General features: G+C 67.3%; 15 protein-coding genes and 1 riboswitch. Of the genes, 13 read left to right on the plus strand and 2 right to left on the minus strand.

All coding sequences use genetic code 11. From position 1 onward, the window contains the following. Window positions 1-4: 4 nt before the first annotated feature. Window positions 5-1,327, minus strand: a complete 1,323-nt coding sequence (locus QTH97_RS24895) for a leucine-rich repeat-containing protein kinase family protein (RefSeq protein ID WP_286571170.1) — start codon at window positions 1,325-1,327, stop codon at window positions 5-7. Beyond that, complete coding sequence (locus QTH97_RS24900; RefSeq protein ID WP_286571171.1) at window positions 1,324-2,385, minus strand: MBL fold metallo-hydrolase; 1,062 nt, start codon at window positions 2,383-2,385, stop codon at window positions 1,324-1,326. Before QTH97_RS24900 ends, QTH97_RS24895 begins: the two co-directional genes overlap by 4 nt. An 88-nt stretch (window positions 2,386-2,473) precedes the next feature. On the opposite strand from QTH97_RS24900, the gene QTH97_RS24905 reads away from it, so the two are divergent. From QTH97_RS24905 to QTH97_RS24965, 13 genes are all read left to right on the plus strand, one after another. Further along, window positions 2,474-2,869 (plus strand): MerR family transcriptional regulator, encoded by a 396-nt coding sequence (locus QTH97_RS24905; protein ID WP_286571172.1) that lies wholly within the window; start codon window positions 2,474-2,476, stop codon window positions 2,867-2,869. Between the two features lie 39 nt (window positions 2,870-2,908). After that, window positions 2,909-3,631, plus strand: coding sequence for a carbonate dehydratase (gene can, locus QTH97_RS24910; protein WP_286571173.1), 723 nt, complete (start codon window positions 2,909-2,911; stop codon window positions 3,629-3,631). 10 nt (window positions 3,632-3,641) lie between these two features. Further along, window positions 3,642-5,453: a bifunctional isocitrate dehydrogenase kinase/phosphatase gene (gene aceK / locus QTH97_RS24915; RefSeq protein WP_286571174.1), complete on the plus strand. Its 1,812-nt coding sequence runs from the start codon at window positions 3,642-3,644 to the stop codon at window positions 5,451-5,453. 24 nt (window positions 5,454-5,477) lie between these two features. Next, window positions 5,478-6,662, plus strand: a complete 1,185-nt coding sequence (locus tag QTH97_RS24920) for an acetyl-CoA C-acyltransferase (protein ID WP_286571175.1) — start codon at window positions 5,478-5,480, stop codon at window positions 6,660-6,662. Between the two features lie 88 nt (window positions 6,663-6,750). After that, a complete protein-coding gene (locus QTH97_RS24925) occupies window positions 6,751-7,998 on the plus strand; it encodes a glutamate carboxypeptidase (RefSeq protein WP_286571176.1) in 1,248 nt (415 codons plus the stop codon). 10 nt (window positions 7,999-8,008) lie between these two features. Beyond that, window positions 8,009-9,139: an acyl-CoA dehydrogenase family protein gene (locus QTH97_RS24930; RefSeq protein WP_286571177.1), complete on the plus strand. Its 1,131-nt coding sequence runs from the start codon at window positions 8,009-8,011 to the stop codon at window positions 9,137-9,139. A gap of 60 nt (window positions 9,140-9,199) precedes the next feature. Beyond that, the gene (iaaH, locus tag QTH97_RS24935) at window positions 9,200-10,729 is read left to right on the plus strand and encodes an indoleacetamide hydrolase (protein ID WP_286571178.1); all 1,530 of its coding nucleotides are present in this window, start codon (window positions 9,200-9,202) and stop codon (window positions 10,727-10,729) included. Window positions 10,730-10,809: 80 nt separating this feature from the next. After that, window positions 10,810-11,247 carry a YchJ family protein gene (locus QTH97_RS24940; protein WP_286571179.1) on the plus strand — a complete coding sequence of 146 codons (438 nt, stop codon included), beginning with the start codon at window positions 10,810-10,812 and terminating at the stop codon, window positions 11,245-11,247. 222 nt (window positions 11,248-11,469) lie between these two features. Continuing rightward, window positions 11,470-12,303: a DUF3047 domain-containing protein gene (locus QTH97_RS24945; RefSeq protein WP_286571180.1), complete on the plus strand. Its 834-nt coding sequence runs from the start codon at window positions 11,470-11,472 to the stop codon at window positions 12,301-12,303. 41 nt (window positions 12,304-12,344) lie between these two features. Continuing rightward, window positions 12,345-13,322 carry a VTT domain-containing protein gene (locus tag QTH97_RS24950; RefSeq protein WP_286571181.1) on the plus strand — a complete coding sequence of 326 codons (978 nt, stop codon included), beginning with the start codon at window positions 12,345-12,347 and terminating at the stop codon, window positions 13,320-13,322. Between the two features lie 27 nt (window positions 13,323-13,349). Continuing rightward, a riboswitch (TPP riboswitch) is annotated at window positions 13,350-13,455 on the plus strand. Window positions 13,456-13,535: 80 nt separating this feature from the next. Continuing rightward, entirely contained in the window at window positions 13,536-15,380 is a 1,845-nt protein-coding gene (gene thiC, locus QTH97_RS24955; protein ID WP_286571182.1) for a phosphomethylpyrimidine synthase ThiC, read from the plus strand. Between the two features lie 148 nt (window positions 15,381-15,528). Continuing rightward, window positions 15,529-16,221 carry an HAD family hydrolase gene (locus tag QTH97_RS24960; RefSeq protein ID WP_286571183.1) on the plus strand — a complete coding sequence of 231 codons (693 nt, stop codon included), beginning with the start codon at window positions 15,529-15,531 and terminating at the stop codon, window positions 16,219-16,221. A 10-nt stretch (window positions 16,222-16,231) separates the two neighbouring features. Continuing rightward, window positions 16,232-17,605: a patatin-like phospholipase family protein gene (locus QTH97_RS24965; RefSeq protein ID WP_286571184.1), complete on the plus strand. Its 1,374-nt coding sequence runs from the start codon at window positions 16,232-16,234 to the stop codon at window positions 17,603-17,605.

Below are 17,605 nucleotides of genomic sequence, written 5' to 3' on the forward strand. Positions count from 1 at the left end.
GGCGTCAGGCGTTCAGGAGGGAAGCGATTTCCGCGAACGCGGGGCGCGAAGAAGAGTCCGGGTCCAGGCAGCGCGACCGGAGGCCCGTCAGCAGCTTCCGCCCGGCTTCATCGGCTTCGCCGACCGGATCGCAATGGGCCAGCAACTCTTCGAGAAGGCACCCGAATGCGCGGGCCTCGACGCGCTGCAATGCCTGTGACCGCGCGTTGTCGTCCGCCGGCAGGAACGAGGCGGCGCCGAAGTCGCCCAGCAGGCAGTCGCCTTGGCCGTTCCAGAGGATGTTGTGCGCATAGAGGTCGCCGTGCAGGATGCCGCGCGCGTGCAACTGGGACGTGGCCGAGGCGATGCCGTGTGCCATGCGGAAAGCGGTATCCAGCGACCAGTGCGCGTCGGCTCCATGGACATCGCGCGTGCAGGTTTCCAGGCTCGGCGGCCCTGCGAGATTGCGAAAGCTCGCGTCCACCAGTTCCAGCACCAGGCCCGGCGTGCGTTCGGGATGGTTTTCGACCCGGCCTAGGACGGCGATCAGGTGGGGATGCGCGCCGGCCGCAATGCAGGCCGCCATTTCGCTGTGCGGCCAGCCGTCGCTGGTGACCGCGCCCTTGAACAGCTTGACCGCCACCGGGCGGATGCCACCATCGGCAAGCCGCCACTCCGCCTGGTGGATGACGCCGGAGGCGCCTTCACCCAGCGTGTGCTTCAGCGAGAGGCGGCTCCAGTCGATGGCCGCAGTGGGTCGCGCAAAGAGCGCCGCGTCTTCCGGCTTCTCGTCGAAGGGGTTGCCGGCGAAAGCCAGCCATGAGAGACGCGGCAGGGACAACAGCCACCCGGGCAGCGCGTCGAGTTCGTTGGCCGAAATGCGAAGCAACTCCAGCGCGCGGCAGGCGGCCATCTCTTCCGGCAGCGCACGCAGGCGGTTGCCGGCCAGCATCAGCTTCTGCAGGCGGGCGCATCGGCCGATCGTCGAGGGCAAGGCTTCGATCCGGTTGTCCGTGAGGATCAGCCAGCGCAGGGACGGCGGCAGCGATGCGGCCGGAACACTGCGAATGCGATTGGCCTTGAAGCCGACCATGTCGAGCTGCCGGCATTGGCCGACCACCTCGGGCAGCTCGGCGAACTGGTTGTCGGAACAGAACAGCACACGCAGCCGATGCAGCCGGGGGAGGTCGTCGGGCAGGGCGTTCAGCGCATTGCCCGACAGGTTGAGCACCTCCAGCGTGTCCGCCAGATCGAAGATCTCGCGCGGAAACTCCGTGAGGCCGCAGGACAGATCGAGCCGTTGCGACCCGGCCAACTGGCCCGCTCGCAGCCGGCCCAATGCGCTCATGCGAAGGCGCCGAAGCGGTAGATGCCGTCCGTGCCCAGCCGGCGCTGCAACTGGCCGGAGAACCACAGCAGGTGCAGGTGAGCCACGGTCTCGCCCATGGCGAAGGTCATCTGGTGCAGGTCGAGTTGGCGCTTGAACAGGATGGGCAGGCCCTCCGCCGCGCTGTGCGGCCTGGCGACGCAGGCCTCCAGCAGTTCGGCCAGGCGGTCGCGGTGGTGTTCCTGCAGTTGTTCGACGCGGCGGTGGATGCCCTTGAAGGGCTTGCCGTGCGAAGGCAGGCCCAGCGTGTCGGCTGGCAGCGACTTGAAGCGCTCGATGCTGTCGAGGAAGAGCCGCAGCGAGTCGGCTTCCGGCTCCCCGGCATGCACGCTCACGTTGGTGGAGATGCGCGGCAGCATCATGTCGCCGCCGAGCAGGGCGTTGAGCTCTTCACAGTAGAGCGCGATGTGTTCGGGCGCGTGGCCGTAGCCGCTGATGCAGCGCCACTCGCGGCCGCCGATGGCGATGCGGTCGCCGTCGAGCATGCGCACAAAGCTGGCCGGCACGGACGGGACCATGTTGACGTAGTAGTTGCTCCGCGCACGGATCTTTGCGACCGCTTCGGGGTCGGTGAGGCCGTGCGAGGCGAAGAAGTCCGCCGCCGCGTCGCCGCCGGCGAGCGTGTCGCCGGCAGAGGTGAGCACCCGGGCCACGTGGTAGTCGGTGGCGCTGATCCACAGCGGCGCGTTCCAGCGCCGGCACAGCCAGTCGGCCAGGCCGATGTGGTCGGGGTGCATGTGCGTCACGATCACGCGCAGGATCGGCAGGCCCTGCAGCTGGGTCTCGAAGATCTGTTCCCACTGTGCGCGCGATGCGTCGTGCGAAATGCAGCAGTCGACCACCGTCCAGCCTTCGACGCCGTCGATCGTGTCGCGCAGCAGCCAGAGGTTGATGTGGTCGAGCGCGAAGGGGAGCGCCATGCGAATCCAGCGCACGCCGGGCGCCACTTCGAGCGCCTCGCCGGGAGCCGGCAGAGTGTCGCCGAGGGGGTACTGGAGTTCGCGTTCGAGGAGGTTCATGTACGATTGACGTTTACGTTAACGTCATGGCAAGGAGCCATGATTGTAGGCAGTGCGGTCGAAACGCGCTGTCACACCCGCAACCCACATGCCGTCGCAGACCTTCACCATCGGCGAACTCGCCAAGGAGTTCGATCTCACCACACGGGCGATCCGCTTCTATGAGGACGTCGGCCTGCTCACGCCCCAGCGCGCGGGCCTGCAGCGCATCTACACCTCGCGCGATCGTACGCGCCTCACGCTCACGCTGCGTGCCAAGCGGCTCGGGCTGAAGCTCACGGAGGTGAAGGAGATACTCGACATGTACGACAGCCCAAGGGACACCGCCGTGCAGTTGCAGCGATTCCTCGGCGTGCTCGGCAGCCACCGCGAGCAGCTCGAAGCCCAGTTGGTCGAACTCCAGGCCAACATCGTGGAGATTCGCGCACAGGAAAAGCAGGCACGCGCCGCGCTCGCGCGTGCCACCAGACCCAAGGCACGTTGAGCGTCTGGAACGGCCCCTTCAACCTTACCCATATCGACCATGGAAAACGACGCCCCCGAAACCCTCGACGACCTGTTTGCCCACAACCGTGCATGGTCTGCACGCATGGAACGCGACCGCCCCGGCTTCTTCACCAGCCTCGTGAAGCAGCAGACGCCGCGCTACATGTGGATCGGCTGCTCCGACAGCCGTGTGCCCGCCAACCAGATCACCGGCCTGGAGCCTGGCGAGGTGTTCGTGCACCGCAACGTGGCGAACATCGTGGTGCACTCCGATCTCAACGCACTCTCGGCGATCCAGTTCGCGGTCGAGCGCCTCAAGGTGCAGCACATCATGGTGGTCGGCCACTATGGCTGCTCGGGCGTGCAGGCCGCGCTCGAAGGGGCGCGCATCGGTATCGCCGACAACTGGATCCGCCACATCCAGGATGTGCGCGACCGCCACCGCGTGATGCTCAAGACCCTGCCCGAGCACGTGCGCGCCGATGCACTGTGCGAGCTGAACGTGGCGGAACAGGTGGTCAACGTGGCCGTCAGCACGGTGATGTGCGACGCATGGAGCCGCGACCAGAAGGTCACGATCCACGGCTGGGCCTTCGGCGTGCATGACGGCCTGCTGCAGGACCTGGGCATGACCGTCGACGGCTCCCGGCCGCTCGACGCCCTGTACCGCGCCGCCGTGCAGCGCATCCGCTACAAGTGGAGCAAGCCGCAGGAAGAAGCGGCGCAGCCGGCTGCCGAGCCCGTCAAGGAAGCCGACTGAAGCCTGAGCCATGTTCCCGCAGCGTCTCGATTCGCCGCTTGCCTACGACATCGCCAAGGCGATGCGGGACGGCTTCAACCGGCACTACCTGCTGTTTCGCGCCGAGTCCGCCCGCGCCAAGCACCGCTTCGAGACGGCCGACTGGCATGGGCAGCAGCGCGCGCAGCGCGAGCGCATCGAGTTCTACGACCTGCGGGTGAGCGAGGCCGTGGCGCGGCTGGAGAAGGAATTCAAGGCCGGGGAACAGCCCATGGACGTGTGGCACCAGGTCAAGCTGCACTTCATCGGCCTGCTGGTCGACCACCACCAGCCCGAGCTGGCCGAGAGCTTCTTCAACTCGGTGACCACCAAGATCCTCCACCGCGCGTACTTCCAGAACGATTTCATCTTCGTGCGGCCTGCCATCAGCACCGAGTACATCGAGCCGCGCGACAAGCCGACCTACCGCGCCTACTACCCCGAGAGCGAAACGCTGGCCGACACGGTCGAACGCATGCTGGAAGACTATGCGCTGCAGGGCCGCTACGCCAACCGGCGCCGCGATGCCGAGCGCGTGGCGGCGGCGATCCTCGGGCGCTTTCACCAGATCAAGCTGCGCGCGAACTTCCAGGTGCAGGTGCTGTCCAGCCTGTTCTACCGGAACAAGGGCGCCTACGTGGTCGGCAAGATCATCAACGGCTTCGTCGAGCTGCCGTTCTCGCTGCCGATCCTGCATGACGGCGAGGGCAAGTTCTACGTCGATGCGGTGTTGTTCGGAGAAGAGGACCTGCAGATGCTCTTCAGCTTTGCGCGCGCCTACTTCATGGTCGACATGGAGGTGCCTTCGGCCTATGTGCAGTTCCTGCGCTCGCTGATGCCCAAGAAGCCGCGCGCCGAGATCTACAACGCACTCGGGCTGGCCAAGCAGGGCAAGACGCTCTTCTACCGCGACTTCCTCTATCACCTGAATTATTCGACCGACAAGTTCCGCATCGCGCCCGGCATCAAGGGCATGGTGATGCTGGTCTTCGACCTGCCGTCCTTTCCGTACGTGTTCAAGCTCATCAAGGACTTCTTTCCGCCGCAGAAGGACACCACGCGCGAGCAGATCAAGGGCAAGTACCTGCTGGTGAAGCAGCACGACCGCGTGGGCCGCATGGCCGACACGCTGGAGTACAGCGATGTCGGCTTTCCGCTGGACCGCTTCGAGCCGGGGCTGATCGACGAGATCAGGCAGTTCGCGCCCAGCCAGCTGGAGATCGGCGACCGCGACGGCAACGGGGAGATGGAGGTGGTGCTCAAGCACGTCTACATCGAGCGACGCATGATCCCGCTCAACATCTACCTGCAAGAGGCATTCGACCAGATGGAGCAGCCGGAGCACGCCAAGCGCGCGGGCAAGCAGCTGGAGCATGCGGTGATGGAGTACGGCAATGCGATCAAGGACATGGTGGCGGCCAACATTTTCCCCGGCGACATGCTGTTCAAGAACTTCGGCGTCACGCGCGGCGGCAAGGTCGTGTTCTACGACTACGACGAGATCGAATACCTCACCGACTGCAATTTCCGCAAGGTGCCTACGCCGCGCAACGAGGAAGACGAAATGAGCGGCGAGGTCTGGTACTCGGTGGGTCCGAAGGATGTGTTCCCCGAGACTTTCGAACCCTTTCTGCTCGGCAACCCGGCGGTGCGCGAGGCCTTCATGGCCCATCACGCGGACCTGCTCGACGCGGCCTTCTGGCAGAGCCACAAGCAACGCATCCAGGCCGGGCAGATGCTGGATGTTTTTCCCTACGACGAGGCGCAGCGTTTCCGTCATGACGGACATGCCCCGTATTTCTGACAAACCACTGAAGGAGCAATTTCCATGAGCGAATCGATCGTGATCGTCGGCGCGGCCCGTACCCCGATGGGCGGCTTCCAGGGCGACTTTTCCTCTCTCGCGGCGCACGATCTGGGCGGCGTGGCCATCAAGGCAGCCGTCGAACGCGCGGGCATCACGGCCGACAGCGTGGGCGAGGTGCTGTTCGGCAACTGCCTGATGGCCGGCCAGGGCCAGGCGCCCGCACGCCAGGCGGCCTACAAGGGCGGCCTGCCCGACAGCGCAGGGGCAGTGACGTTGAGCAAGATGTGCGGCTCGGCGATGAAGGCGGCGATGCTCGCGCACGACATGCTGCTCGCGGGCACGCACGAGGTGATGGTCGCCGGCGGCATGGAAAGCATGACCAACGCGCCCTACCTGATGCTCAAGGGCCGCGGCGGCTATCGCATGGGCCATGACCGCATCTTCGACCACATGATGCTCGACGGCCTGGAAGATGCCTACCAGCCGGGCCGCTCGATGGGCACCTTCGGCGAGGACTGCGCGGCCAAGTACAAGTTCACGCGCGAGCAGCAGGATGCCTTCGCCATCGCCAGCGTCGAACGCGCCAAGGCGGCGACGACCTCCGGCGCTTTCAAGGCCGAGATCGCCGCGGTGACCGTCAAGGGCCGTGGCGGCGAGACGGTCATCGACATCGACGAAGGCCCGGGCAAGGTCAAGCTCGACAAGATCCCGACGCTCAAGCCGGCGTTCAAGAAGGACGGCGGCACCATCACCGCGGCATCGAGCTCGTCCATCAACGACGGCGCCGCCGCGCTGGTCATGATGACCGAGAGCACCGCGAAGAAATACGGCGCGAAGCCGATCGCGCGTCTGGTTGCCCATGCCACGCACGCGCAGGAGCCCGAGTGGTTCTCGACGGCGCCTGTCGGTGCGGTCGCCAAGCTCTTCAAGAAGACGGGCTGGGGCGTGAAGGACGTCGACCTCTGGGAAGTGAACGAGGCCTTCGCCGTGGTACCGATGGCGCTGATGCACGAGCTGTCGGTGTCGCATGACATCGTCAACGTGCATGGCGGCGCTTGCGCGCTGGGCCATCCGATCGGTGCCAGTGGTGCGCGCATCATGGTCACGCTGATCCATGCACTGCAGCAGCGCGGCAAGAAGCGCGGGGTCGCGACGCTGTGCATCGGCGGTGGCGAAGGCACCGCGGTGGCGATCGAGCTGATCTGACCCGCTCCTGATTCGAGCCCGATTCCGGGGGGGCCGCTCCCTAGAATCGACGGCTCCTCCATCCATTCACTCCTGAGATCCAGTCCACATGCATCCGGTCTTTCATCGCAGCGCGCTGGCCGCGCTGCTCGCTACCGCTTTCGTCGCACCCGCCGCCTGGAGCCAGGTGCGCGACCAGGCCCTGTTCGCCGCCGCCACGGCCGAGAAGCCCGCCGTCATCAAGACGCTGGAGAACCTCGTCAACATCGAGACCGGCACCGGCGATGCCGAAGGCATGGCTTCGGCTGGCAAGTACCTCGAAGATGAACTGAAGTCGCTGGGCTTCACCGTCACGCGCAGCAAGTCGGCCGGCATCGTGGTCGGAGACAACATCGTCGGCAAGCTCCAGGGCAAGGGCGGCAAGAACCTGCTGCTGCTCTCGCACATGGACACCGTCTACCTCAAGGGCATCCTTGCGAAGGCGCCGTTCCGGGTCGAGGGCGACAAGGCCTACGGCCCCGGCATCGCCGACGACAAGGGCGGCAACGCGGTCATCGTGCACACGCTCAAGCTGCTGAAGGCGCGAGGCTTCCAGGACTTCGGCACCATCACCGTGCTGTTCAATACCGACGAGGAAAAGGGCTCCTTCGGCTCGCGCGACCTGATCCAGGAAGAGGCCGCCAAGTCCGACTACGTGCTGTCCTTCGAACCCACCGGCGCGGGCAAGGAAGACCTCTCGCTCGGCACCTCGGGCATCGCCTACGTGCAGGTCAACATCACCGGCAAGGCCTCGCATGCGGGCGCGGCACCCGAGCTGGGCGTGAACGCGCTGGTCGAGGCTTCGGACCTGGTGCTGCGCACGATGGGCATCGACGACAAGGCCAAGGGCCTGCGCTTCAACTGGACCATGGCCAAGGCCGGCAATGTGTCCAACATCATCCCGGCCGGCGCCACGCTCAACGCCGACGTTCGCTACGCGAAGAACGAAGACTTCGAGGCCGCGATGAAGACGCTCGAAACCAAGGCGCAGCAGAAGAAGCTGCCCGAAGCAGACGTCAAGGTGCTGATCACGCGCGGCCGTCCGGCCTTCAATGCGGGCGAGGGCGGCCGCAAGCTGGTCGACAAGGCCGTGGCGTACTACAAGGAAGCCGGCGGCGAACTCGACATCGTCGAGCGCACCGGCGGCGGCACCGATGCGGCCTACGCCGCGCTGGCGGGCAAGCCGGTCATCGAAAGCCTGGGCCTGCCGGGCTTCGGCTATCACAGCGACAAGGCCGAGTACGTGGACACCAGCGCGATCCCGCGCCGTCTCTACATGGCCAGCAAGCTGATCATGGACCTCGGTCAAGGAAAGTAAGGAATACGCCATGCTGCTCAGCGCCGACCAGGAAGCGATTCGTGATGCCGTGCGCGCGTTCGCGCAAGCGGAGCTCTGGCCCCACGCGCCGCGCTGGGACCGCGAGCACAGCTTCCCCAAGGAGGCGCATGCCGGCCTGGCCGAACTGGGCGCCTATGGCATCTGCGTGCCCGAAGAGGACGGCGGCGCCGGGCTCGACTACCTGACGCTCGCGCTGGTGCTGGAGGAAATCGCCGCCGGCGACGGCGGCACCAGTACCGCGATCAGCGTGACCAACTGCCCGGTCAACGCCATCCTCATGCGCTACGGCAATGCACAGCAGAAGAAGCAGTGGCTGCAGCCGCTGGCGCAGGGCCGCATGCTCGGCGCCTTCTGCCTGACGGAGCCGCAGGCCGGCAGCGATGCATCGTCGCTGCGCACCACCGCGCGCAAGGATGGCGACGGCTGGGTGATCGACGGCGTCAAGCAGTTCATCACCAGCGGCAAGAACGGACAGGTCGCGATCGTGATCGCGGTCACCGACAAGGGCGCGGGCAAGCGCGGCATGAGCGCCTTCATCGTTCCCACCGACGCCCCGGGCTACAACGTGGCGCGGCTGGAGGACAAGCTGGGCCAGCATTCGAGCGACACCGCCCAGATCAACTTCGACGGCTGCCGCATTCCCGCCGAGAACCTGATCGGCCAGGAAGGCGAGGGCTACAAGATCGCCCTCGGCGCGCTGGAAGGCGGACGCATCGGCATCGCGGCCCAGAGCGTGGGCATGGCGCGCAGCGCCTTCGAGGTGGCCGTGGCCTATGCCAAGGAGCGCCAGGCCTTCGGCGGCTCGATCTTCGATCAGCAGGCAGTGGGCTTCCGGCTGGCCGACTGCGCGACGCAGATCGAAGCGGCGCGGCAACTGATCTGGCACGCGGCCAGCCTGCGCGATGCCGGCCAGCCCTGTCTGAAGGAAGCGGCCATGGCCAAGCTCTTCGCCAGCGAGATGGCCGAGCGCGTTTGCAGCGCGGCCATCCAGACGCTGGGCGGCTATGGCTACGTCAACGACTTTCCGCTGGAGCGCATCTACCGCGACGTGCGCGTGTGCCAGATCTACGAAGGCACCTCGGACATCCAGAAGCTGCTGATCCAGCGCGCGCTGGCCTGATCCGGCAGACAAAGCGCGCATATCGGTGCAGCATGGTGGTCCCTTCGATGGAGACCGCACATGCTCTTCTCGCCGAATCCTCCGTCCGCGCCTCGCGCGGCAGTTCTTCTGTCGCTTCTGGGCGTGGCCGCCCTCGGCCTGCCCCTGGCGGCCCAGCCCACGGCGGCGGATCTCGCCACCCTGACGGCCAGCGAGGCAGCGCGGCAGATCTGCGCGGGCACGCTGAGCAGCGAGCAGCTGGTGTCGGCCTACCTGGCGCAGGCCAGGGCCAAGATGCAGCTCAACGCCTTCATCACGCTCGATGAGGCCGGTGCGTTGCGCGCCGCTCGCGCGGCCGACGCGGAACGCAAGCAGGGCGGCGCCTGCAAGCCGCTCGCCGGCGTGCCGGTGGCGGTGAAGGACAACATCCAGGTCAAGGGCCTGCCGGCCACGGCCGGAACGCCTGCGCTCAAGACCTTCGTGCCGCAAGCCGATGCGCCAGTCGTCGCCAAGCTGCGCTCGGCGGGCGCCATCGTGATGGGCAAGACCCACATGCACGAGCTGGCGTTCGGCGTGACGGGCTACAACCCCGCGTTCCAGACCGGTCCCGAAGTCGGCGTGCGCAATGCCTACGACAGCACGCGCGTTGCGGGCGGCTCGTCCTCGGGCAACGGCGCGGCGCTCGGTGCGCGCATGGTGCCCGCAGCGCTCGGAACCGACACGGGCGGCTCGGTGCGCATCCCCTGCGCGTTCAACGGCTGCGCCTCGCTGCGCCCGACCGTCGGCCGCTATTCGCAGGCGGGCATCACGCCGATCTCGCACACCCGCGACACGGCCGGGCCGATGGCGCTGTCGGTCGCCGACGTGGCGTTGCTCGATCGCGTGATCGTGGGCGGCACGCCGGTCAAGCCTGCCAACCTCAAGCGCGTGCGGCTCGGCGTGGTGCCGGCCTTCTACGCCAACCTCGATGCCGACACGCGCGCGGCCACCGATGCGGCGCTGGCCAGGCTGCGTGCGGCGGGCGTGACCCTGGTCGACGTGGAGATGCCCAAGCTGATGGAGCTCAACGGCGCAGTCGGCTTTCCGGTCGCGTTGTACGAGGCGCACGACGACATCGTGGCCTACCTCGCGACATACCGCACCGGCGTCACCATCGCGCAGCTCGCCGCGGCGGTCGCCAGTCCCGACGTCAAGGGCACTTTCGACGGGCTGATCATCCCGCGCAAGCTGCCGGCCGCCAAGGGCGTGGTCGACGCCAAGCCGGCGTACGACAACGCGATGCGGGTGGCCCGCCCGGCGCTGCAGCGGCTCTACCGCGACACCTTCACGAGGAACAGGCTCGATGCGCTGGTGTTCCCGACGGTGCCGCGTGTGGCGCTGGCCGCGACGCCGGACGCCAGCAGCGTGGAGAACTTCGTGGTGCTGATCCAGAACACCGACCCCGGCAGCAATGCCGGCCTGCCAGGCCTGCAACTGCCCGTCGGGCTGGGTGCCACGAGCCGCCTGCCGGTCGGCCTGGAGTTCGACGGGCCGGCGGGCAGCGATCGCCAACTGCTGGCCCTCGGCCTGGCAGTCGAAAGCCTGCTGGGCCGTCTCCCGGCCCCCAAATGAGGGGAGGGTCGACGCCGCCCAAGGCAGGGTTTGTGCGAGGGTCTGCACAATACGCGCTGGATTCCCCGCTCAAACCCTCCATGTCCGCATCTTCCCCCAGCTCCGTTCGTGTCCCTTGCCCCTGCGGGCGCCGTGATCGCCGGGAGCTTCCGCTGGCCTACGCCCAATGCTGCGGGCGCTATGTGGACGATTTCGAGAACACCCCGGCCACGGATGCCGAATCGCTCATGCGCTCGCGCTACACCGCCTTCGTGCGCGAGAGGGCCGACTATCTCCTCGCGACCTGGCACCCGTCGACCCGGCCCAGCGAGGTGAGCTTCGAGCCGGGCGTGAAATGGCTCGGTCTGGACGTTCGCTCGCGTTCGGTGCTCGACGCCGATCACGCGGAAGTCGAGTTCGTGGCTCGCCAGCGAAGCAGCGCCGGCGTGGCGTCGCGCCTGCACGAGCGCAGCCGCTTCGTGCGCGAGGTCGATGGTCTCCACAATCGGTGGTACTACGTCGACGGCGATCTGCACTGACCCGTCCAGTGACGAAATGGCCTCCAATGAGGCCGTGCAAGGATTCGTTGCTATCGATTCGATAGCTGTCCGCCGGGCATTGTGTCCAGGATGGAGACAGACAGATTCCTTTTGGCGTATTTATCTTGCGCCTTGCCGCCCCCACACTCTCCCATGTGCGCAGAGCGCCGAAGGCGCTCCGCGAAGGTTCCTGCAGACCCAAGCACACGACAAGAGGGCGAGATGGAAAGCAATACGACGGATCAGTTTGCACGCTGGCTGCGGCGAGTCGCCGCGGTCTTGCCGTTGGCGTCCGCGCTGCTGCTCGGCTCGATTTCGCCGGCCCGTGCCGATGAACCCGCGACGCTGACGCCCTTCTCGAGCGCGCAAGGCACGCAGGCGCCGCAGCCCTGGCGCTTCACCACGCTGCCCAACAAGGCCCCCACGCGTTTCGAAGTGGTGCAGCAGGACGGCAAGCGCGTGCTCAAGGTCGAGGCCGACCAGTCTTACGGCAATCTGGTGCATCCCACGCAGGTGCCACTCAACAGCGGCACCACGCTCGCATGGCGCTGGCGCGTCGACGAGTTCGTGCAGGACGCCGACCTGCGCACCCGTGCGGGTGACGACGGCGTGGCCAAGTTGTGCGTGTTCTTCGACTTCCCCGCCGACCGGCTGTCGGTCGGCGAACGCACCCGCCTGGCTCTCGCCCGCCGCGCCACCGGCGAAGACGTCCCCAGCGAAGCGCTGTGCTACGTGTGGGACAACAAGGAAGCGAAGGGCAGCGAGTTCATGAACGCCTTCACCCGCAGGGTGCGGATGATCGTGCTGGAGTCCGGCGCTGCCGCCAAGCCGGGTGCGTGGGTGGCCGAACGCCGCAACCTGCTCGCGGACTATCGCCGTGCCTTCGGGGACGAAGCCGGCGGGATCATGCCGGACGTGGTCGCGGTCGCCGTCTCGGCCGATGCGGACAACACCCGCGGCCACGGCATTGCCTTTTTCTCCGATCTGGATCTTCGTGGCGGTCCCGCTGCACAAGCCACGGCGAATCCGACGGAACGACCCACCCAAGGGGAATAGCCGCCGTTCGATTCCTGCAGCGCCAACGGTCCCGTGAAACCATGAACGACTTCGTCGCACTTCTCGCCAGCCAGGGTTCGGCCCTGGTCTTCGTTGCCACGCTGGCGACGCGCCTGGGCGCGCCCGTGCCGGCGGTGCCTTTCCTGATCGTGGCCGGTGGACTCACGGTCGGTGGACAGGTGTCTTTCCTCGCGGTGACCCTCGCTGCGGTGCTGGGCAACATCCTGGGCGACGGCGTGTGGTTCCTCGCAGGGCGGCGCTGGGGCTACCGGGTCATGCGGCTGTTGTGCCGCATTTCGCTGTCGGCGGACACCTGCGTGCAGCGCAGCGAATCGATCCTCGGCCGCTGGGGCGGCCTGTCGCTCATTGCGGCGAAGTTCGTGCCGGGCGTGTCGGTGGTCGCGCCTCCGATGGCGGGCGCGCTCGGCATGTCGAACCTGCGCTTCCTGTCCTACGAGACCGTGGCAGCGCTGATCTGGACGCTGGGCTTCCTGGTGCTGGGGCGCGTCTTCCACGCGGCCATCGAGGATGTGCTGGCGGTGCTTTCCGATATCGGGCTCACCGCCATGGCGATCTTCGCGCTGCTGCTGGTCGCGTTCATCCTGTGGCGCTATCGCCAACGCCGCATGGCGCTGCGCGCCGATGACATCCAGTTGATGGAAGTCCAGGTGCTGCGCGAGGCCCTCGCTGCCGGCGCCGGCCCCACCGTGATCGACGTGCGTTCCGACGAGACGCGTGTGCTGGACGAACGTGCGATTCCAGGCGCCATCGGCATCGCGCTGGCGCACCTTCCGAAGCGGCTCGGCAGTTTCTCCGATGGCCGCGAGCTCGTCGTGTTCTGCGATTGCCCGAACGACGAATCGGCCGTCGCTGCCGCACGCGTGCTGATGGCCGCGGGCCTGCCCCGTGTGCGCGTGCTGGCCGGCGGTCTGGACGCGTGGGCCGCGGCCGAGGCTGCAGCCTCCGGTGCAGAGGGGCCGATGACCGTCACACCGATGGTCGCCGTGCGTCCGACTTGATCCCTCCCGCGGGCCCGGCCTAGAATCGGCCCCGCTCCGGGGTGCACGCAGATGCGTACTGAGATGGCCAAGCGGCCGAACCCGCGAACTTGATCTGGTTCATACCAGCGTAAGAAGAGCTGCGACTCCCAGGTGTCAGTCCGTCCTCGACGGCCGTCACCGTCCCGGAGCGATCGCGGAGCACCCGTTGTCCCACAACCAGGAGTGCCCCGCATGAATGCCATCGACAAGTTCGCATCCCTTCTCACGCTCACGCGTGAACCCTTTCCCGCCTCCAGCAAGAGCACCATCGCCGGCAGCCGGCCCGACCTGCGCGTGCCCGTGCGCGAGGTGTCGCTTACCAATGGAGAGCGCGTGTCCCTCTACGACACCTCCGGGCCGTACACCGATCCCGCCGCGGACATCGACGTGCGCCGCGGCCTGCCCGGCGTGCGCGATGCATGGATCGGCGAGCGCGGCGACACCGAAAGCTACGAAGGCCGCGCGCATCTCGCGCTCGACGACGGCGCCACGCATGCCGACCGCGATGCGCAGCGCATCGCCGAACTGCGTGCGGGAGCCGCCGCCCTGCAGCGCACCCCACGGCGCGCCAAGTCAGGGGCCAACGTGACGCAGATGCACTACGCGCGCCGCGGCATCGTCACGCCCGAGATGGAATACGTCGCCTTGCGCGAGAACGGCCGCCGCGAATGGATGGCCGAGTACCTCGCCGACGAGGCCCGAGAGAAGCGCCTGGCCGGCAACCCGATGGGCGCGCGCATCCCGAAGATCATCACGCCCGAGTTCGTGCGCGACGAAGTGGCGCGGGGCCGCGCCATCATCCCGGCCAACATCAACCACCCCGAAGTCGAGCCGATGGCGATCGGCCGCAACTTCAAGGTCAAGATCAACGCCAACATCGGCAACTCGGCCGTGACCTCCAGCATCGAGGAAGAGGTCGAGAAGCTCGTGTGGGCGATCCGCTGGGGCGCCGACAACGTGATGGACCTCTCCACCGGCCGCAACATCCACACCACGCGCGACTGGATCGTGCGCAACAGCCCGGTCCCGATCGGCACGGTGCCGATCTACCAGGCGCTGGAAAAGGTCGGCGGCGTGGCCGAGGACCTCACCTGGGAGATCTTCCGCGACACGCTGATCGAACAGGCCGAGCAGGGCGTCGACTACTTCACCATCCATGCGGGCTTGCGCCTGCCCTTCATCCACCTCACGGCGGACCGCCGCACCGGCATCGTCTCGCGCGGCGGATCGATCATGGCCAAGTGGTGCATCGCGCACCACGAGGAGAGCTTCCTCTATACGCACTTCGAGGACATCTGCGACATCATGAAGGCCTATGACGTGAGCTTCTCGCTCGGCGACGGGCTGCGCCCCGGCTGCGCATCGGACGCCAACGACGAGGCGCAATTTGCCGAACTGCGCACCCTTGGCGAACTCACGCAGATCGCCTGGAAGCACGACGTGCAGACCATGATCGAAGGCCCCGGCCACGTGCCGATGCACCTGATCCAGGCCAACATGGACGAGCAGTTGAAGCATTGCCACGAGGCGCCGTTCTACACGCTCGGCCCGCTGACCATCGACATCGCGCCGGGCTACGACCACATCGCCAGCGCCATCGGCGCCGCGATGATCGGCTGGGCCGGCACCGCGATGCTGTGCTACGTCACGCCCAAGGAGCACCTGGGCCTGCCGGACCGCGACGACGTGAAGCAGGGGATCATCGCGTACAAGATCGCTGCCCATGCGGCCGACGTCGCCAAGGGGCACCCCGGTGCGCGGGCACGCGACGACGCGCTCTCCAAGGCGCGCTTCGAATTCCGCTGGCAGGACCAGTTCAACCTCGGCCTCGACCCCGACACTGCACGCGAGTTCCACGACGAAACGCTGCCCAAGGACAGCAGCAAGGTCGCGCACTTCTGCTCCATGTGCGGGCCGAAGTTCTGTTCGATGAAGATCACGCAGGAGGTGCGCGAGTACGCGGCGAACGGCATGGCCGGAAAGTCGGCGGAGTTCAAGGCGGCGGGTGGGGAGATGTACATCCCGATCAAGACCTGACCCCCAGCCTCGCCCTTCGTGTGGCTCTGACACCCGCTTCCAGGGGGCAACCCCGGCGGACCGGCGGAGCCGGCTCCGCGCGGGGTTCCTGGAACGCCTGCAATCGGCTGCGATCAATGCGATTGCTTCGTTGATACGATGGCCCCCCATGAATTCATTCCCTTTCGACGCCGTCCTCTTCGACTGCGACGGCGTCCTGGTCGACTCCGAACCCATCACCAACCGCGTACTGGCCGAGATGCTCGGCGAACTGGGCTGGAAGCTCAGCGTCGAGGAATCCATGCGCCTTTTTGTCGGCAAGGCGGTGAAGGACGAGGTCGCGCTGATCGAGGAGAAGACCGGCTTCGCGATCACCGACGACTGGCTGAACGGTTTCCGCATCCGCCGCAACGAGGCGCTGGAGCGCGATCTGCTCGCCATTCCCAACGCCGCGCAAGCCGTGCGCGCATTGCATGCGGCACTCGGCGGGCGCATCGCCTGCGCATCCGGCGCGGACCGGCTCAAGGTCGAACTGCAACTGGACAAGATCGGCCTGCTCGACTGCTTTGCGGGTCGCATCTTCAGCGGTCACGAAACCCCTCGTTCCAAGCCTGCGCCGGATGTCTACCTGGCCGCCGCCGCAGCGCTGGGCGTAGACCCGGCGCGCTGCGCGGTGATCGAGGACACCGTCACCGGCGCCATGGCCGGCGTCGCGGCGGGCGCGACCGTCTTCGGCTACAGCCCCACCGACCTGGGCCACAGCGGGCCTGACGCGTTGCGCGCCGTCGGCGTGGTCCAGGTGTTCACCGACATGGCGCAGGTGCCCGCACTGCTGGCCGACTGGCGCCCCGTGCTCGCCTGAGACCCACGAGATGCGAGGCCTCCGTCTTTTCTGTGGCCTCCTGATCGCGGCGTGCGCCGCCGGCTGCTCGTCGCTGCGGCCCTGGCTGAACGACCCGCTGCCCGAGAACCCGCCGCCGCGTCTCGCCGTGGCCGCCAGCTCGGGCCGCGACCCGACCATCCTGGTGGCTGTCACGCTGTCCGGCGGCGGCGCGCGTGCGGCAGCCTTCGGCTATGGCGTGCTGGCCGAACTCCATCGCACCCAGTTCCAGTGGAATGGCCGCAGCACCGACCTGCTCGATGCCACGGACGTCATCAGCGGCGTCTCGGGCGGCAGCATCCTCGCGGCCTACTACGCGGCCTTCGGCGCAGCGAAGCTGCCCGACTTCGAGCGCGACTTCCTGCGCCAGAACTTCCAGAACAGCCTCATCCTCCAGGCGCTGCGACCCACCAGCCTGTGGGACCTCAGCTCGCCCTGGTACGGCCGCTCGCACCTTCTCGCGCGCCGGCTCGACGAGATCTACGAGGGCAAGACCTACGCCGACATCGAGAGCCACCCCCGGCATCCCCAACTCGTGATCGCCGCGACGGACATGTCGCTGGGCACGCCTTTCGAGTTCACGCAGGACCAGTTCGAGCTGATCTGCTCGGACCTCCAGACCGTGCCGCTCTCCTTCGCGGTCGCGGCATCGTCGGCGGTGCCCATCCTGCTGAGCCCGATGACGCTGAAGAACTACGCCCAGGAGTGCCGTGACCGCGGCATCGTGCCGCGCCTGGCCGTGCGCGGCCAGGGCAACTACCGCGCGCGCATGTTCCGCATGCAGGCCAACAGCTACCTCGATGCCCAGGCCCGCCCCTTCATCCATCTCGTGGACGGCGGCGTCGCCGACAACCTCGCCGTGCGCAGGCTGCTCGACCGCGCATTGCTCGGCGGGGGCTTGCGCGAGAGCTTCGAAGAGGTCGGCATTCCGCGCGGCAGCGTCCGCAAGCTGATCCTGATCAGCGTCAACTCGGCGCGCGACCCGTCGAACAACGTCGACACCAGCGACAGGCTGCCGCGCGCCAGGGCCGTGGCCGACACCCTTTTGTTCGGCGCCGGTGCGCGCGCGGTGCTGGAAACGCAGGAGTTCCTGCTCGACACCGCGCGGCAGTGGCGGGAGGACTTGAAGTCGCGCAGTTCGGATGGTTCCGATGCGTTCGCTCCCGACGCGGAGATCCACGTGGTGCAGGTCAACCTTCGTGACGCCGCCGACGGCGACTTGCGGCTGCGGCTCCTTCAGGTGCCGACGGCGTTCTCGATCACGGACGAGGAAGTCACCCGGCTGATCGCCGCGGGGCGCAGCGCGCTGCAGCGCTCGCCCGAGTTCCAGGCGCTGCGCGATTCATTGAACGTCCAGCGGGACTGA

This window comes from Variovorax gracilis, from assembly GCF_030317115.1.
Lineage (GTDB): Bacteria > Pseudomonadota > Gammaproteobacteria > Burkholderiales > Burkholderiaceae_C > Variovorax > Variovorax gracilis.

What these genes read in the sequence shown, in the direction of transcription:
- QTH97_RS24895 (WP_286571170.1), bottom strand. Translation starts at nt 1,327, where the DNA reads ATGAGCGCATTGGGCCGGCTGCGAGCGGGCCAGTTGGCCGGGTCGCAA.
- QTH97_RS24900 (WP_286571171.1), bottom strand. Translation starts at nt 2,385, where the DNA reads ATGAACCTCCTCGAACGCGAACTCCAGTACCCCCTCGGCGACACTCTG.
- QTH97_RS24905 (WP_286571172.1), top strand. Translation starts at nt 2,474, where the DNA reads ATGCCGTCGCAGACCTTCACCATCGGCGAACTCGCCAAGGAGTTCGAT.
- can (WP_286571173.1), top strand. Translation starts at nt 2,909, where the DNA reads ATGGAAAACGACGCCCCCGAAACCCTCGACGACCTGTTTGCCCACAAC.
- aceK (WP_286571174.1), top strand. Translation starts at nt 3,642, where the DNA reads ATGTTCCCGCAGCGTCTCGATTCGCCGCTTGCCTACGACATCGCCAAG.
- QTH97_RS24920 (WP_286571175.1), top strand. Translation starts at nt 5,478, where the DNA reads ATGAGCGAATCGATCGTGATCGTCGGCGCGGCCCGTACCCCGATGGGC.
- QTH97_RS24925 (WP_286571176.1), top strand. Translation starts at nt 6,751, where the DNA reads ATGCATCCGGTCTTTCATCGCAGCGCGCTGGCCGCGCTGCTCGCTACC.
- QTH97_RS24930 (WP_286571177.1), top strand. Translation starts at nt 8,009, where the DNA reads ATGCTGCTCAGCGCCGACCAGGAAGCGATTCGTGATGCCGTGCGCGCG.
- iaaH (WP_286571178.1), top strand. Translation starts at nt 9,200, where the DNA reads ATGCTCTTCTCGCCGAATCCTCCGTCCGCGCCTCGCGCGGCAGTTCTT.
- QTH97_RS24940 (WP_286571179.1), top strand. Translation starts at nt 10,810, where the DNA reads ATGTCCGCATCTTCCCCCAGCTCCGTTCGTGTCCCTTGCCCCTGCGGG.
- QTH97_RS24945 (WP_286571180.1), top strand. Translation starts at nt 11,470, where the DNA reads ATGGAAAGCAATACGACGGATCAGTTTGCACGCTGGCTGCGGCGAGTC.
- QTH97_RS24950 (WP_286571181.1), top strand. Translation starts at nt 12,345, where the DNA reads ATGAACGACTTCGTCGCACTTCTCGCCAGCCAGGGTTCGGCCCTGGTC.
- thiC (WP_286571182.1), top strand. Translation starts at nt 13,536, where the DNA reads ATGAATGCCATCGACAAGTTCGCATCCCTTCTCACGCTCACGCGTGAA.
- QTH97_RS24960 (WP_286571183.1), top strand. Translation starts at nt 15,529, where the DNA reads ATGAATTCATTCCCTTTCGACGCCGTCCTCTTCGACTGCGACGGCGTC.
- QTH97_RS24965 (WP_286571184.1), top strand. Translation starts at nt 16,232, where the DNA reads ATGCGAGGCCTCCGTCTTTTCTGTGGCCTCCTGATCGCGGCGTGCGCC.